At 72.4% G+C, this 16,281-nt stretch carries 13 protein-coding genes; 9 read left to right on the plus strand and 4 right to left on the minus strand.

Annotation, left to right across the window (positions count from 1 at the left end; all coding sequences use genetic code 11):
- The coding region (locus VM889_00005) for a PQQ-binding-like beta-propeller repeat protein (protein ID HVL46920.1) at positions 1 to 1,511 on the plus strand (1,511 nt) is incomplete at its 5' end.
- Positions 1,512 to 1,529: 18 nt separating this feature from the next.
- On the opposite strand, the gene VM889_00010 is transcribed toward VM889_00005, so the two are convergent.
- Positions 1,530 to 1,907 (minus strand): SET domain-containing protein-lysine N-methyltransferase, encoded by a 378-nt coding sequence (locus tag VM889_00010; protein ID HVL46921.1) that lies wholly within the window; start codon positions 1,905 to 1,907, stop codon positions 1,530 to 1,532.
- Between the two features lie 98 nt (positions 1,908 to 2,005).
- On the minus strand, positions 2,006 to 3,280 hold the full coding sequence (locus tag VM889_00015; GenBank protein HVL46922.1) for a PQQ-dependent sugar dehydrogenase: 1,275 nt from the start codon (positions 3,278 to 3,280) through the stop codon (positions 2,006 to 2,008).
- Positions 3,281 to 3,388: 108 nt separating this feature from the next.
- Here VM889_00015 and VM889_00020 point away from each other — a divergent pair, with 108 nt between their 5' ends.
- Positions 3,389 to 4,630, plus strand: a complete 1,242-nt coding sequence (locus tag VM889_00020; protein HVL46923.1) for a hypothetical protein — start codon at positions 3,389 to 3,391, stop codon at positions 4,628 to 4,630.
- On the opposite strand, the gene VM889_00025 is transcribed toward VM889_00020, so the two are convergent.
- Entirely contained in the window at positions 4,631 to 5,131 is a 501-nt protein-coding gene (locus VM889_00025) for a small multi-drug export protein (protein ID HVL46924.1), read from the minus strand.
- Positions 5,132 to 5,191: 60 nt separating this feature from the next.
- Positions 5,192 to 5,671 carry an MOSC domain-containing protein gene (locus VM889_00030; GenBank protein ID HVL46925.1) on the minus strand — a complete coding sequence of 160 codons (480 nt, stop codon included), beginning with the start codon at positions 5,669 to 5,671 and terminating at the stop codon, positions 5,192 to 5,194.
- Positions 5,672 to 5,792: 121 nt separating this feature from the next.
- Here VM889_00030 and VM889_00035 point away from each other — a divergent pair, with 121 nt between their 5' ends.
- From VM889_00035 to VM889_00065, 7 genes are all read left to right on the plus strand, one after another.
- Positions 5,793 to 6,350: a hypothetical protein gene (locus VM889_00035; protein HVL46926.1), complete on the plus strand. Its 558-nt coding sequence runs from the start codon at positions 5,793 to 5,795 to the stop codon at positions 6,348 to 6,350.
- 102 nt (positions 6,351 to 6,452) lie between these two features.
- Complete coding sequence (locus tag VM889_00040; GenBank protein ID HVL46927.1) at positions 6,453 to 7,001, plus strand: DUF1102 domain-containing protein; 549 nt, start codon at positions 6,453 to 6,455, stop codon at positions 6,999 to 7,001.
- 65 nt (positions 7,002 to 7,066) lie between these two features.
- On the plus strand, positions 7,067 to 8,188 hold the full coding sequence (locus tag VM889_00045) for a S26 family signal peptidase (protein ID HVL46928.1): 1,122 nt from the start codon (positions 7,067 to 7,069) through the stop codon (positions 8,186 to 8,188).
- Positions 8,185 to 8,688 (plus strand): hypothetical protein, encoded by a 504-nt coding sequence (locus VM889_00050; protein HVL46929.1) that lies wholly within the window; start codon positions 8,185 to 8,187, stop codon positions 8,686 to 8,688. Before VM889_00045 ends, VM889_00050 begins: the two co-directional genes overlap by 4 nt.
- 5 nt (positions 8,689 to 8,693) lie before the next feature.
- A complete protein-coding gene (locus tag VM889_00055; protein ID HVL46930.1) occupies positions 8,694 to 9,806 on the plus strand; it encodes a DUF5305 family protein in 1,113 nt (370 codons plus the stop codon).
- A 58-nt stretch (positions 9,807 to 9,864) separates the two neighbouring features.
- Positions 9,865 to 10,641, plus strand: a complete 777-nt coding sequence (locus VM889_00060) for a hypothetical protein (protein ID HVL46931.1) — start codon at positions 9,865 to 9,867, stop codon at positions 10,639 to 10,641.
- Positions 10,638 to 16,281: hypothetical protein (locus tag VM889_00065; protein HVL46932.1), on the plus strand; the 5,644-nt coding region annotated here is incomplete at its 3' end. The genes VM889_00060 and VM889_00065, both read left to right, overlap by 4 nt.

Genomic DNA, 16,281 nt, shown 5'->3' on the forward strand with positions numbered 1-16,281 from the left:
CCCCTCCGCCCGCGGCGGGATCGAGCGCGTGGAACCGCACCGCGGCCGCGCCGCGCCTCGCGCTCGCGACCGGCGCATCGGCCGCCGATCCTTCGCGCGTTCTCGCCTTCTCGATCGACGCGGCAGGGCTCGTGGAGGCCGTTCGGGCGGACGGGGCCCTCGCGTGGAGCGCCGAGACGGGGTTCGCGCCGCCCTCGGTCGCGAGCCGATACGAAGACCGCGCGTTCGCGTTCGTCGCCACGCTCGGCGGCGGCCCCTCGGCGATCGCGTCCCCGCCCGTCCGGGCGCTCTACGTCGGGTCGGGCGGCGCCTTCGCGCGGCTCGATCCCTCCACGGGGGCCGAAGCGTGGCGCCTCGAGCGCGGACCGTCCGGGACGCCGTACCTCGTCGGCCTCGTCGCCGCGGACCGCGTCGGCGCGGACGCCTTCGAGGGCGTCCTTGCGGCGTGGAGCGACGGCCACGTCACGGCGCACGAGGCCACGACGGGCGCGACGCTCTGGTGGCAAGCGGCGGAGGCCGGCGTCGCGAGCGCCTTCGCCGAGCCGCGCATCCGGCTCCTCGGCTACGCGGCCGACCCCGCCCCGCCCGCGCCGCCCGCCGCCCCGCGGGACCGCGTCGTCATCGTCGGGGTCGATGGCGCCGTCGCGGCCTGGGATGCGGCCGACGGCGCGCCGGCGTGGACGGTCGCGAAGCCCGCGGGCGAGATGGCGCGCGTCACGGCCGCGCACGCCGCGCGCGACGTCGCGCGGGGCGAGCTCGTCGCGCTCGCGACGGACCGCGGTCACCTGCGGGTCGTGCGCGGCGCGACGGGCGGGGTCGACCACGACCTCCGTCTCGACGATCTCCTCCACGAAGCCTCGCCCGCCCAGGCGTGCGCCGCGCCGCCACGGCAATACCAGCTGAGCCCCCAGGTCCGCGACGCCTGCGGTCGCGCGAGTCCGGCTTCGAGCGCCCGCGCGCTCCACTGGTGGACCCCCTCGAGCGACGGGATGCCGCGCGCGCCCGGTTCGTCGAAGCTCGCGCTCGCCGCCGTCATCGAAAGCTGGACGGGAGAGCGCTCGCTCGTGAACCTCACGGGCGCCGTCGGCGGCGGCGGTCTTGCGTGGTCGGTGCCGCTCGCGCCGACGGTGAACGCGACCGCGATGGCGCACGCCCTCGCGCGGGATGCGCTCTCGGGAGCGGGGGACGCCGTCATCCTCGTCGCGACCGCGGACGGCCGGGTGATCGCCGTTCGACCGCACGAGGTCGAAACCGCCCCCGTTCCCGCGCCGTCGTGGGAGCGCCAGGTGTCGGCGCTCCCCCAGGGGAGGAGCGTCTACCAGATCCGCGTCCCGAACACGGCGTTCTTCGGCGCGCATCTCGTCGTCGCCTCGCTGGAATGGACGAGCGCGACGGGCGCAAGGCACGTCGCCCGGCTCGCGTCGACCTTCGACGTCGTCACGATCGCGGGAGACGAAGGCGTCAACGCCTACAACGTGGAGCTCCGCGCGTGGCTACCCGAATGGCGTTGAGGGCCGCGCGCGTGCGAGCTAGCCTCTCATCGAGTCGCGGTACTTCTCCCAGTCCGCATCGAACGTCTCGTAGTCGTCGGTGAGCTCCTCGCCGGGCTCGATGTCGCGCCGCGCGATCGTCGCGCCCGCGTGGCTCTGGCAGTTCGGCTTCTTCGAGTGGTTCATGAAGCGCGCATCGTCGCCGCAAAGGACGATCCATTCTCCTTCGCGATAGCCATAGACCGCGGCGTAGCGTTGCACGTGATCGGGCTGCTTCGCGAGGTCGTCGACGCGGATGCGCTGGTCGATGGGCGGGTCGAAGTCCCAGACGACGGTGCCGGCGGGGATGCGTTCGACCGCGAAGATGCCGAGCCCATGGATGCTGCTCGGTCCGAGACGGGTGGGCACACGGAGCACGTTTTCAGCCTGGGCCGCGCGGGGTTCGGCCCGTCCACCATGGGTCGCGGATGGGCTTGAGATTATCGAGGACCGGCGGGGCCTCGCCCGGGCGGGCTTCAGCGGGGGAGGCGGCGAGCGAGGCCGGCGAGCGCGAACGTCGCGACGACCCCGATCGCGCCCCAGGCGGGCGTCGGTCGCGGGGCCGGTCCGTCGCTCGGCCCCGTCGGTCCCGTCGGGGGACCGAACGTCCCGTTCGGCGGCGGCCGCGTCGCGTTCGGGAACGGGTCCGTACCGTTCGTGGGAACGACGTTTGGGAACGTGAGCTTCCAGATGTCGCTCCACGTCGAGAAGTAGAGCGTGTTGCCTTCGGGCCCCGGCTTCAGGTCGAGGATCGGCGCGCGCGGATGCTTGTAGACGATCTCGTCGGCCCAGCCGCCGTCGGCGCCGCGGTGGACGCGGTGGACCTGCCCGTGATTGAAGTCCCCGAAATAGAAGTGCCCCCCGAGATATGCGCCGCTCGTCGGCCCGATGGTCTCGGGATAATAGAGCACGGGATCGATGAAGCCGTCGCGCGCGGGGACGCAGGGACCTTCGCAAAGCGGCCAGCCGTGGTTGCCGCCTGGCGCGACGAGTGAGACCTCGTCGTTCTTCTTGTCCATGTTCTCCGCGACCATCACCCGCCCGGAGACGGGATCGACGGCGAAGCCGAAGGGTTGTCGGTGTCCGTAGCTCCACACGAGCGAATCGGCCGCGACGTTGCCCGCAACGGGCTTCGCGTCGCGCGTCATGTGGAGGATGCTGCCGCGCAGATCCGTGGGATCCTGCGCGACGGCGTATTTGTTGACGTCCCCGTAGGCGACCCAGAGCGTGCCGTCGCGCGCGTCGACCTGGATCCGCCCCGCGTTGTGCCAGTCGCCCGCGTCCAGGTTGTCAAGAAGCGGCGTCTCGACGCCGGCGTCCCAGCGCGAGAGGCGGTTGAACCAGCCGCCGCCCGGTTTCGCGTATGTCGTGAACGTGTAGAATTCTCCGTCGGGCCCCACCGCGAGGCCGATGAAACCCCGCTCGTTCCCCCAGGCGGGTTCGCCGACGTCGATGACGGGAGTGCCGTAGCGGACGGGTCGCCCGTCGGGACCGATGGGATAGACGGCGCCCGTCTTCCACTCGCCGAAGTAAAGCGTCCCGTCCGGGCCGAAGGCGAGGTTCGTCGCCGCGTTGAGGCCTGCGGCAACGCGGACCGCGACCGGTTCGCCAGGGGATCCCGGCGCCTCGAGCGCGGCGGCGCCGCTCGAACCGTCGGGCCGGATCGCGGTCGACGCCGGCGTCTCCCCCCGGGCGGAGGCGGCCGCAAGAAGGAGGAGCGCGAGCGCGACGGGAAGGATCCGCAAGGACACGCGCCGGCCGCGCCCGGGTCGTCGGAAGGGTCTTGTGGAACGTCCGTCGAAACCGCTTCAAAGGGACTTCCTGCCGCCCTTATAGCGGAGCGTGACCGACGGTCACCCATGCGAAGCGGCCTCGCGACGATGCTCGTGGCGACCCTCCTCCTTTCGGGATGCTTCGGCGCCGCGCCGACGACGCCCGGCGCGTCCCGCGACGCCGAGGACGTCCCGGTCCGCCCGAGCGCGCCGACCCACGACGGGAAGCGCGAGGACGCGCCCGACCGCGAGCGGCCGCCGTCGCGACCGACCTGTCGCGAACGGCCCGTGTCCTTCACGCATCCCCCGATGCGGATCGAGGATTTCGCGACGCTCATCCCCTACGGTCACCTCGCGGGAGCGCACGTCACCCCGATCGACCACATGTATTTCTCGCCCGCGGATCCCCGGTCCCCGCGCGACGCGTACGAGGTCTTCGCGATCGGGGACGCGTTCATCGTCGACATCGCGCACCGCGACCGCCCGGTCGATGGCCAGGGGCAGGGCAACGTGAGCGAGTACCGGATCGTTCTCGAGCACGCGTGCGGCTTGACGAGCTATCTCGATCTCGTGACCTCGCTTGCCCCCGACCTCGAACGCGCGTGGCGCGAGAACGCGACGCGACGCGGCGGGCTCGCGATTCCCGTCGCGGCGGGAACCGTCGTGGGCCGCATCGGCGGGCAGACGCTCGACTTCGGCGTCTACGACGAGCGGGTGGTCCTTCCCGGATTCCTCACGCCCTCGCTCTACGATCGGGAACCCTGGAAGGTCCACACCGTCGACCCGTTCCCGCACTTCGAGAACGAGACGCGCGCCCTCCTTCTTGCGAAGCTCGTGCGCATGGCGGAGCCGCGCGCGGGCCGCATCGACTACGACGTCGAAGGACGCCTCGTGGGAAACTGGTTCAGGGTCGCGACGAATGGATACGCGGGAGTCGATCCGGCGCGATACTGGACCGGCCATCTCGCGATCGTCTATGATCACATCGATCCGACCCAGATCCGCTTCTCGATCGGCGACTTCGCGGGCGAGGCGCGCCAGTTCGGCGTGAAAGGGAACGGTCCCGACCCCGCCGGGGTCGAAGCCGGAAGCGGCGTCCTCAAGCTCGAGCTCGTGAGGTATTCGCACGTCGACCTCGACCGCCCGGGCGAGGGGTGGCTCATGGACCGGGTGGCGGCGCGACCCGCGGCCGTCAATCAAGAACGCGTGGAGGGCGTCGCGCTCGTCGAGCTCGTCGAGCCGCGCCTGCTCAAGGTGGAGGTCTTCCCGGGGCTCGACGCAGGAAGCGTCGCGGGATTCACGGAAGCCGCGCGCATGTACGAGCGCTGATCAGGCGAGGAGCCACAAGGCCTGCCCGCTCACGACGATCGCGGTCACGATCGCCGCCGCCATGACGACGCCGAAGGCGATCGCGGTGAAGCTCGTCCGGAGGTTGAGGCCGAAGGCGTGCGCGGCCGCGGTGCCGGTCCACGCGCCGGTCACCGGGAGCGGGATCCCGACGAAGATCGTGAGCGCGTAGGCCTCGTAGCGCTTGATCTGCTGGTCGAGCTTGCGGACGGTGCGGTCGAAGAGCTTCGTGAAGAACGCGTCCCAGAACTTCCAGCGCCTGAGGAAGCGCTCGACGGGTCCCAGGAAGCGCAGGAGGAAGTACACCGGCAGGAGGTTGCCCACGATGCTCAGGAACACGACCTCGTGGAGCGGCATCTTGTAGTAGAGGAGCCCGAGGGGGATGCTGCCACGCAGCTCGACGACCGGAACCGCGGCAAGCAGGAGGACGCTCAACCACGGGGGCAGGCCGTCGAGGAGCGAGACGACCGCTTCCTGGATCACGTCCGGGCGAGCGTCCATGTCCCACTTGAAGGCTTGGGCTTGGGGGGTGTGCGGGACCGTTCAAGGCCCCGTGATCGGATCGCCGGGTCGCGCGACGCCTTCCGCGACGACGCGCGCATACCATCCACGGCGGCCGACGAGCGTCTTCAGGAACGCCGGGCCCCGCGAGGCGCCGACGTAGGGGAGGTCATAGAGGTACGTGCACGGCTCGCACCGCTTCGTGACCTCGAGGATGGCCGTTCCCACCGCGAGGCGACGCCCGGGCTCGAGCACGAGGGGAAGCCCTTCCGTGAGCACGTTCTCGCCAAGGTCACCGGCGGCGACGGGCCACCCCTCCTCCGCGAGCGCCGCGAGCGCCTCTTGAGCAAGGAGCAGCACGGCCTGGTCAGGATCGTTGTTCCTCTTGCGCGCGCGGTGCCCGTTGCTGTCGCCTTCGACGCCCGAGACCCGGATGCGGGCCTCGTCGAGCGCGGGCTTGCGGATGCCGTGCTCGCCCGCGACGAGAGGCTTGCCGTGCACGCTGACGACGCGGCCCTCCACGCGCGCTCCAGGGCCCGCCGAGGCATCAAGGCTTTCACGGCGGAATCGGCCCTGGGCCCCATCGGCCCCTGCGCGCCCTTCTTGCCCCGGCGCGGCCGAGGACGGGCCGGTCCGTCAAGCCATGCGCTTCGTGGTTCTCGTCCTGGCGCTCGCGTTCCCCGCGGCGGGCGTGCTCGCGGCGGACGCGTTCAACCGGGCCGAGGCGGCCCCGCGCGCGATCGGTGTCGAGGTCGTGGGCGACGCGGCGGCCTACCTTTCGATCGCGGCTTACGCTCCGAATCCCCACGCGTGCGTCGTGACGACGAGCGGCGGGATCATCGCAATCGCGTTCTCGGACTGTATGTCGGGAGGCGGAACGGGAATGAATCCCGGAAGCGACGCGGACGCGGGCAACCGGACGACCTACTGGTTCCACGATCTCCTCGTCGTCACGAACAAGGGCACCAAGCCCATCCTGGTCTGGGTCAACGCCACGACGACGTCGGCTGGGGGCTCCGCCGTCACCGTCGGCCGCCATGCCGACCCGGGGCAGATGACGACCGGCCTCTATTCCGCGTCCTCAGGGGCCATGTCGCTTGCGGCGGGTCACGACCTCTTCGTGGGCGTGGGCCTCCACGGCGGCTCCCTCGCGGGCGGGTCCGTCACGGGGGCCCTGCGATTCACCGCGCGCCTCGACTGACCCAGGGGACCGAGGGGCGAGGGGCCCTTCGGCCGGATGCGAAACCGACATCACCGCGGATCGCCGAGAGGGGTCGTCCGCCCGAACGGTGGTCGTGAAACCATGAGGACCTCCTTCCAGACCTTCGCGCTCGTGACGCTCGCCGCCGCGAGCGTCTTCGCCGCCTCGGCCTTCAACTGGGCGACCCTCGACCCTCGCGCCGTCGTCGCGAACGTGGTCTCGGATACCGATGCCTACATCTCGATCGAAACGGTCGACACCGAGTACGACTGCTACGTGGCCTACACGAACGGCCGCGTCGACATCACCTGGGACGGCGGCACGAGCTGTGAAGGCGCGGCCGGCGGGACCGGCGTCAACAAGGACGCCCAGTACTACTTCCACGACGTGATCAAGATCACGAACAAGGGCACGAAGACGCTCTCGCATCTGTGGCTCAACATGACGGATACCGTCATCACGATCAACATCGCCACGGCCGCGAACACCATGACCACGGACGACAGCCCCGGCTACGAGCAGCGCAAGGACATCACGAACCTCGCGCCGGGCGGCGTCCGCTACATCGGCTTCAAGATCGACTCGACGGGCGTCAACGCGGGCACCGCCATCTCCAAGACGATGGACATCGAAGCCCGCAGCTCCGCCTGATCGGGTTCCCGGGCGGCGCGCCCCCGAGCGCCGCCCGTTCGAGACCGGGGGGAGGATACGACCGCATGGCGAAGAAGAAATCCCCGGCGCGCGTCGTTCTCGCGATCGCAAGCTGGATCCTCTTCGCCGCGATCGCCCTCCCCATCGTGACGGGACGGCCGGTCTTCTCGTACGCCTCTTCCGGGTCGATGGAGCCGACGATCAAGACGTTCGACGGCTTCTTCGTCGAACCGTGGCCGTCGCATCTCCAGGTCGGGGACATCATCGTCTTCCAGTCGACGACGCGCGGCGGTCCGAGCGTCCACCGCATCGTCGGGGGCGACGCCCGCAACGGCTGGTACACGCAGGGGGATGCCAATCCCGAGATCGACCAGGTCGGGGGCGAGGTCGCCGTCACGGCCGACCGCGTGATGGGGCGCGTCGTGACGGTCGACGGGAAACCCGTTCTCGTCGAGGGGTTCGGCGTCGCCGTCGTCGAGGCGACCATCGCGTGGGTGAGGATCGAGAATGCGGCGGGCGGGGCGCGCAACCTCGCGGCCGGCGCGTTCGTGGCCGTCGGCGCGGTCGCGGCTTTCGCCTTCGTCTGGGGCGGATCGCGTCTGCCCGAGCGTCGCGACCGCTCGCCTCGGCTCGAGCGCGCGCTCAGCCGCCTCTTCCCGTACGGAATTTTGGGCAAGCATGTGGCGATCGGGCTTTTCGTGGTCCTCCTCGCCGCGACGGCCTACGGGGCCGCCTCGGCGCGCCGCGAAGTGCCCACGCATGTCGTTGTCGTCGCGGATCCCTCGTCGGGCGACGGCATCCGGGCGGGCGCGCAGGGCCAGGTCCTCGATCGCAAGGTCTCGCTCGGAAGCCTCGGTTTCCTCCCGACGACGGCCATCCTCGAGGCCGGATCGCCCGGCATCGTCGCCCCGATGGGGACGAGGCACGTTCCGCCCTGGACCCGGGTGGAGATGCCCTATCAGCTCGTCGCCGGTGAACGCGTCGGCCTCCAGGAGGAAACCGTGCTCGTGTACCGGTATCCCGCAGCCTTCCCGGAATTTTTGACGCGCGCCATGCACGACACGTTCCCCGGTTCGCCCTACTTCGCGCTCGCGTCGCTTTTCGCCGCCGCGGGCGCCGCCTGGGTCCGCGCGCTCGGCGTCTGGAACCGGCCCGTCGGTCGCGAGTTCGGATGGGAGGCCGCATGAGGCGACGGGCGCGCGCCGCAATCGCGCTCTGGCTTGCGCTTGCCGCCCTCGGCATCGCGAGCGTCGCCCCCTCCGCGGCCTTCGACGCCTTCTCGGAATCGCCGCGCGACGTGACCGCGGCCGTGGTCACGGACGCGTCGGCATACAACGCGATCTCGGGCGGACGCTGTCCGAGCGTGCTCCTTGCGGGCGGGGAATGCGGTTTCACGCTCACGAACAAGGGCGCGGCGGCGCAGACCTACACCGTGACGCTCGCCGAGGATGCGGGAAGCAAGGTGCTCGAATACTCGTTCGCCGGCGTGACCCCCGTCGCCTCCGGGCCGATGACGACCGCCAGCGAGATCGCGGTCGGAAACGCCGCGACGCTCACCGCGAAGCTCGTGGATTGCCCGGCATGCTCGGGTGAGACGCACTTCATCTACTGGGACGTCGAGGCTTCGCACCCCGATTGGCTGGATTCCGAACGCACGCGCTACACCATGCGCATCACCTTCGAGTGACCTCCATGAGCGCGATCCTCCGCCTCCTGCGCGACCATGGCCCCGCGGCAAGCGCCGTGGCGGCGGCGATGCTCGTCGTCGGCGTCCTGCTTGCGCAGCAGAGCTTCCAGGCGGAAACCTCCACGCGCGTCGTCGAGGAACGGGAGCTCTGGACGGAGCGCGCTTCCTTCGTCTACACGGTGCCCGTGACGCGCAACGACACGCTGTGGCCGAACGGCACGGTGCTTCCGATGGGCGAGCCCGCATACTATCGCACCGTGAGCTCGCATGTCCCCGTGACCTTCCGGTGGGAGGCCGCGGCCCCTTCGGGCGTGGACGGCCTCGCGCACGCCTCCCTCGCCTTGAGGTTCCGGGCGGACGCGAAGGACGGGCGCGCCTATTGGGACGTCGTCCACCCGCTCGACGACGCCGTTTCCGCGGGCGCTCGCGTCGATCTCGCGGGCGTCGTGGACCTCGATTTCCTCGTCTCGGAGCTGAGAAGCCTCGCGGTGACGATGCCCCCGGGCGAGGGGAAGATCAACGTCTCCATCGAGGCGACCGTGGCGTATGCCGTGGCGACCGACGCCGCGCATCGCTCCGGAAAGGCCGTCTACAGGATGCCCGTGACCGTCCAGGACCCGCGCATCGTGCTTCCCAACGCGGCTCAGGCGACCTGGTCCAAGTCCCACGTGGAGGCGACCTCCTTCCGTCTCGCGAAGCCCGCAGGGTGGGCGGGCGTCTTCGGCAACCTGCCCGCCCTCGCGCTCGCGGTCCTCGGTGTCGCCGGTCTCGTCGCCTCCGTGGTCGCGAACGAGTCCGATCCCGCGCGGGGCCGCACCCCCCGCGAAGCGGCCTTCCTGCGGGCCTGCGAGGAGCACGCCGACTGGATCACGACCTCCCTGGCCGCGATCGATCCCATCCGTTTCGGGACACCCATCGTCGACGTCCCCGAGGTCGAGGACGTCGTTCGCGCGGCCGCCGACGGGAGGACGCGCGTCCTCGCCGACGCCCGGACTCTCGTGTTCTACGCCGCGCTTCCGAACCTGACCCTCCGGTGCTCCCGATTCGCGGAGCCGGCGGGTCGGCGGGAGGCCCGAAACGGGAAGAACGGGCCTTCGGACGCTCCGAAACCGCGATGACCCGGGCCCGCGGAATCGGACCGGCAAGGGGAGGCCATCCCCTGCTCGTGGTTGGTCCATGAACGTCCGCGCGCTCGAGGCCCGCTTCGCGTCCCTCTCCCCCAGGACCCTCCTTGCGGGATTCGTCCTCGCGGCCTTCGCCCTCGGCCTCGCGATGAGCGTCGAAGCCGCCTGGGAGCCGTACCCGGTCGAGCGCGCCGCCACCACGACGCGCCTCGTCGAATCCGGCGAGCTGACCTACCGCGTGCCCCTCGTCGATCCCGCGACCGGCGAGGCGACGGGCGAGCGCCTCGCGATGGGAGAGGCGGGCTACCTCGCGACCCTTGCGCCGCGCGCCGAGCTCGCCTTCTCCTGGTCCAGGGCCGAGGGCGCGCCCTCCGCGGTCCACGCGACGCTCGCCGCCGTGGCGCGGTCCGGAGAAGGGTGGACGCTCGAAGTGCCGCTCGGCGACGCGTCCGTCCGCAATGCGCCGCGTCTCGAATTGACCGCGATCCTCGATCTTGCCGCCCTCGACAGGGCGGTCGCGGAGGCCTCCGAGACGAAAGGCCGCCCCGGCCCCCTCTCGTGGTCCATCGTCGCGCTCGTGAAGCACGGGGAGGAGTCCGGGCCGAGCCGCTACGCGTGGCCGTTCCGCTACGACGCCCCGCTCTACGTGCTCCACGCGCCGAAGGACGCCCGGGACGATCGGGTGACGACCGAGCGCATCGTGACCACGACCGAGGCCGAAGGCGGCCTCGGGGGACTCGCGCGCGAGCCCTGGCGCGCCGCGCTTGCCGGCTTCGGCCTCGCGGGCACCGCCTTCATCCTCGCGCGCCGCCCGGAGGCCGCGGCTTGACCGACGGGCCGCTTTCGGGCGCGCGCGGCGCCGCCCTCGTCGCGTCCGCCGCGGTCGCGGAGGTCGCGACGCAGATCGCGACGGGTCACGTCATTCTCGCCGTCGGCGCCTTCGCGCTCGTGCTCGGCCTCGGAATCGCCCCGTGGGGCCGCGAAGGATTCCGCTTCAGGCGTTCCCCGGCCGAGAACGCGCCGTCCGAAGGGCCGAGCGCGCAAGGGGGCCCCCTTCCTGTGCAGGCCTACCGTCCTGCGCTGCGGCGCCCCCTCCCATCCGACGCCACGCCGGAACGCGCGCTCGCGGACCTCGAGCGCGCCATGAATCACCTTCGCCGCAACGTCGCGCACGCGATCGACGATCTAGGCACGGCGACGGAACGGGACGCCCTCGCAATGAGCGAGGTCGCCGGGCGTCTTGCTGCGGACGTGCGCGAGATCCACGCCGCCATGGCCGACGTGGTGGCGCGCGTCGACGAGACGGACGCGCGCGACCGCGTGAAGGCTCTCGAGGTCCAGTTCGAAAGCCTCGCGACCGAGTTCGCGGGCTTCATCCAGGCGACGGCCGAGGCCGCCGAGCAGGACGAGACGATCGCGATGCGGCTCGACCGGGCCGCGGACGCGACCGAGCGCTTCGAAACCCGACTCGAGGCCGCGAAGGAAGCCTATGCCCGCGCGCTCGCCACGCTCGGAGAGCGTCTCGACGCCTCCCTTGCGACGCTCAGCGAGGAGATCGCGCGCGAATCGCGCCGCGCCGACGTCCGGGAACGGGACGTCGAGGAAGGCTTCGAACGCGTCCAGGCGACGGCGCGGCGCCTGGAGCACGAGGTCGAGGAAACCGGGGACCGCGTCGAAACCGCGCTCGCGTCCACCGCGCGGCGGCTCGAGCGCGAGGTCGGGGAAACCGGCGAACGCGTCGAATCCGCCCTCGAATCCACCGCTCGCAGACTCGGCCGCGAGGTCGGGGAAACGGGCGAGCGCGTCGAATCCGCCCTCGAAGCGACCGCCCGACGACTGGAGCGCGAGGTCAAGGACACCGTCGGTCGCGTCGAATCCGCCCTCGAAGCGACCGCCCGACGCCTCGAGCGCGAAGTCGAGGAGCGCGGCCAGCGCCTCGAAACCGCCGTCGATTTGACGGAGCGGCGCCTCGAAGCCAACTCGCGCGCCGCCTCGGAGGACGCGCGCCGCGCGCTCGACGCCGTCTCGACGCGCCTCGCCGAGGATCTCGCCGTCATCCGCTCGACGCTCCGGGAGGTCGATTCCCGGATCGCCGAGGCGTCCACCCGCGCAACAGCCACCGACGCCGCCTCGATCGACCGCCTCGCGCGCATCGAGGACGCGACCGCGACGTTGGGCCGACGGCTCGACGACGTCGCCGCCGCCTTCGCGACCGATCTTTCGAAAGGGCTCGGAGAGGGCGCCGACCGGATCCTCTCGGCACTCGCAGCGGCCCGCGGCGACGTCGCCGATCTCGAGCGCGCCGCGGAATATGCCGACGAACGCGTCCTTGAGCGGGTCGGGGAGGCACGGTCCGAATCCGTGGCCGCGAAGGCGGCCGCCGGCGCGGCGCTCGAGGCTACGCGCGAGGCGTCGCACCGCATCGAAGCCCTCGAATCGCGCCTCTCGGATGCGCTTGCCGAAGCCCGCGCGGCGCAGCAGGCTTCGACCGCCGAGGCCCGCGCCGCGGCGAACGCCGCGCTCCTCAAGCTCGAATCGATCGACCGCGAAACGACGGCGGCCCTCACGGACCTCCGCCAAGCCGTATCGACCATCACCCAGGGTCTCGAGCGGGCCGCATCCGAAGGCGCGCGTCGCTCCGCCGCCGCGTCCGAGGCCCTCGCGACGCGTCTCGACGCGGGCCGCGCGGCGCTTGCAGCGCTCGAAGAGAGGCTCGAGGCGCGCGAGCGCGCCTCCGAAGCCCGAGCGCGCGCCTTCGAGGACGCGATCGCGCGATCGGCTCGCGACGGGGGGGAGGCGCTCGGCCGCGCGATCGCGTCCGCATCCCTCGCCCTCGAGGCGGAAACAAGGAGCGTCGGCAGGACGCTCGAGAGTCTCGCGAGCCGGATCGCCGACGAGGCCGCTGGCGCACAGGAGCGCGCCCGGGGCCTCGAAAACGCGCTCGCCGAGGCGATCGAACAGGATCGCGCCTCGTCCATGGCGCTCGCGGACGCGCTTGCGGCCCTTGCGCGCCGTTTCGACGAGACCGCGAAGCGCGACGCCGACCGCTTCGACGACCTCCTCGCGACGCTCGGCTCGCGCCTCGAAGCGGCGGAAGCCCGCCTTGTCGCGGGGGCGGAGGCGGCGGAATCGCGCGCGAGCGCGCGCGAAGCGGAGGGTCGCGCCCATCTCGACAAGACGGTCGCGAGCCTCGGCCGCCACCTCGACGCCGCGTTCGGCGAGCTCGGCGCCAGGAACAGCGACGCGGAGGCGCGCATGGACGCGGGCCTCGAACGCCTCGCGCGCGAGCTCGGCCAGAACCTCGCCTCAATCGAAGCCGCCGTCCGCGCCGACCGGGCGCGATTCGAAGGCGCCCTCGCGGAACTCGGCCGCACCGTCGAGCGCGCCGTCGAGGGGCTCGGCGCGGAAGGACGCGACGGAGGCCGTCGCATCGAGGAGAACCTCGCCGCCCTCGCCGGGCGCGCCGACGCGTTGCGCGCGGACGTCGCTCGGCTCGGCGAGCGAGACCCCGCCATGCGCGAGGCGCTTTCGGGCCTCGAAGGGCGCCTCGCTGAGGCGCTCCGAGACCTCGGCCGAACCTTCGACGCGCGAAGCCGGGAAGGCGCCGATGCCGCCCTCGCGGCCCTCGCCGACCTCGGACGCCGTTCGGACGTCCTCGCGACCTCGCAGGCGCGCCTCGCCGAGGAGGCGGCCCGGATCCACGCGACCCAGGCGGGGTTGGCGGCGGAGGCCGCGCACCGCCACGACGCCGTCATCCAGGCGGCCCGCGACCTCTCGGGCGACCTCGCGGAAATCCGCGACGCGCTCGGCCGCGACGCGCGCGAGCACCGTGACACCGTGGTGGCCGCGCTGGAAAGGGGCGATCTTGCCGTTCTCTCCCGGTTCGACGATCTCGAAGCCGCGACGAGCGCCCTCTCGGCGCGCCTCGCCGAGCTCGAGCGGAGTTCGGCCGAGGAGGCCCGCGCGCTCGAAGCCGCCCTCGGCGACGAGCACGCATCCGTCGTGGGCGCGGTCTCGGAAGCGCGCGACGATCTCGCGCGCGATCTCGCGACGATCCACCAAACCCTCGAAGCGACCCTCGGGGAGACCCGGGGTCTCGACGCCCTCATCGAAGAAGCGGCCTCCGGTCTCGATGCGACCATCGTCTCGCGGCTCGAGGCGCAGGCCGCCCTCGTGGCCTCGGCCCGCGACGATCTCGCTTCGCGTCTCGCCTCGATGGCCGCGACGCTCTCGGCGACGGAAAGCGCGGTCGCTTCGGCTATGGAGCGGCACGGCGCCCTCGCGGCGGACCGCGGGCGCGCGCTCGAAGGCCCGCTTGCGGAAGCCGCCGAACGGCTTGCGAAGCTCGTCGCGTCCGTCGATGACGGATTCGGCGCCGTGCGAGCCTCGCTCCTCGACGAGGCGAGGGCCTCGGCGACGCGCGAAGCGCGCCTCGAAGCGGCGCTCGATGCTCGCGTCAGCACGCTCAAGGCAGCGATCGACGACCTCGGTCGCGACGCCCTCGCCGCCGTCGCGGCCCTTCCCGCGCCGGCGACCCCGAACGATCTCGCGGAAGTCATGGAGGCGGCGTCCCGCAGGCTCGAAGACCGGCTCGCGAGCGTGGACGACCATGTCGCGGCCCTCGCGGGTCGCGAGCCGCCGAGCGCCTCCGCGATCGCCCAGGAGGCCGCATCCAGGCTCGCCGCGAGCGCCCAGGCCGCCGCCGACGCCGCCGCGGCCCGGCTCGTCGAGCGCCTCGACGGTTTCGAAGCCCGCGTCGCGGCCGATCTCGGCCACCTGACCGCGACCTCCCTCGACCTCGCGCGGAGCGCTCCCGACGTCGAGGCCATCGCGGATGCGCTCAGGCCCGTTCTCGATGACGCGACGTCGCGATCCCGCGCCGCGACCGAAGCGATCTCGCGCGACCTCGCCTATCTCGCGGCGGCGGACGACCGCCTCGCGAACCGTCTCGATTCCCTCGCGACGGGCGCGACGGAGCGCGACGGACGGCTCGCGGAACGGATCGAGTCGCTCGCGAAGAGCGCCGCGGAACGGGGCGACGCCCTGCTCACGCGCCTCGGCGCGCTCGAGGAACGCCTGGCGGTCGCGCCCGGGCTCGAACGGGGGCTCGAGGCTCTCGCGAACGACACCCGGTCGCTCCACTCGGGCCTCACCGGAGAGGTGCGCGCGGTGCGCGACGACCTCGCGCGCATCGCCGCGGCGAACGGCGCGCGCGAGCGCGAAGCGCTCGAAGGCCTCACGGAAGCCTCGAATGCGCTCGAAGTCCGCTTCGACGCGTTCCGTCGGGAAGCCGAGCGCCGCGACGCGCTCGTGGAAGGTCGCCTCAAGGATGCCGCGGAAGCGGCGCGGGCGACCGCCGAGCGGCTTGCGTCCCATGAAGCGGTCCAGGCCGCGCGCCTCGCGGACCACACGGCCGCGATCGCCAGGGCCATCGAGTCCCAGGCCGCCCAAACGCGCAGCGCGATGGCTTCCGAGTCCGCGGACGCGCTCGACGAGATCCACGAGCGGCTCGGCGGCCTCGAATCCAACCTTGAGACGAAGCTCGCGCTCGGCGCCGACACGAGCCGACAGGTCGCCGACCACGTCGCGCGCCTCGAGGGTCGACTCGACGGCCTCGGCCTTCGCCTCGAAAGCGGATCCGAGACCGTGCAAAAGCTCGCAACGACCGTCGCGGAAGGCTTCGCCTCGGCGCGCGAGCGCGCGGATCGGCTCGCGGGCGCCCTCGACGCCCTGGTCGCCCGCATGGAGGAGCTCGACCGCTCCGTCGCGGCCGCCGCCCGAGGCGACGCCGCGGCGCGCGCCGAGCTTGCGGGGGCGCAGACCCGCCTCGCGGCCGACGTGCGCCTTATCGACGAGCGCGTTGAGGCCCTCGCGCGCGACATGGAGGGCGCAATCCTCGCGCGGCTCGACGACGACGCCCTCGAGGCGCGCGAGCTCGCGCGCGACGTCGCGGCCCTCGGCGCGCGTTTCGATGCGCTCGAGGCGGCCCTCGGCCGCCGCCTCGAGGCGCGGGACGACTCCATGGAGAAGCGCCTCGAGCGCGTCGAGGACGCGGCGCGGCGAGCGGAAGGCCGCGTCGCCGAGTCCGAGGCAGCCCTTCTCCGCCGGCTCGATGAGGTTGCGCGCGCCGTCGACCGCCTCGCTGTGGACGCGACGCAGACGGCCGAGAGCACGCGCTCGCGCGTCGTCGGAGAGGTCGAGGCGATCAATCGCGAGCTTCGCAGCCTGGAGGCCCGCGTCGTCGATCGGCCCGTCGCGCGCGCGGCAACCGACCCCGTCGATCATCGCGTCGCGGACCTGAACGCGCGTGTCGAGCGGGCGCTCGGAAAGCTCGAGGGCCTTTCCGAGCGCAACGCGGGCGCCCCGCCCGCAGCGGCCCCGGCGAGAACCGTGTCGACCCCGTCGCCGCCGCCTTCCTCGGCGGCGGGCGCGCGGCCGACGGCGCCGCGCCCGCCCCCCCGCCTTGCGC

This window comes from Candidatus Thermoplasmatota archaeon (assembly GCA_035540375.1).
Classification (GTDB): domain Archaea; phylum Thermoplasmatota; class SW-10-69-26; order JACQPN01; family JAJPHT01; genus DATLGO01.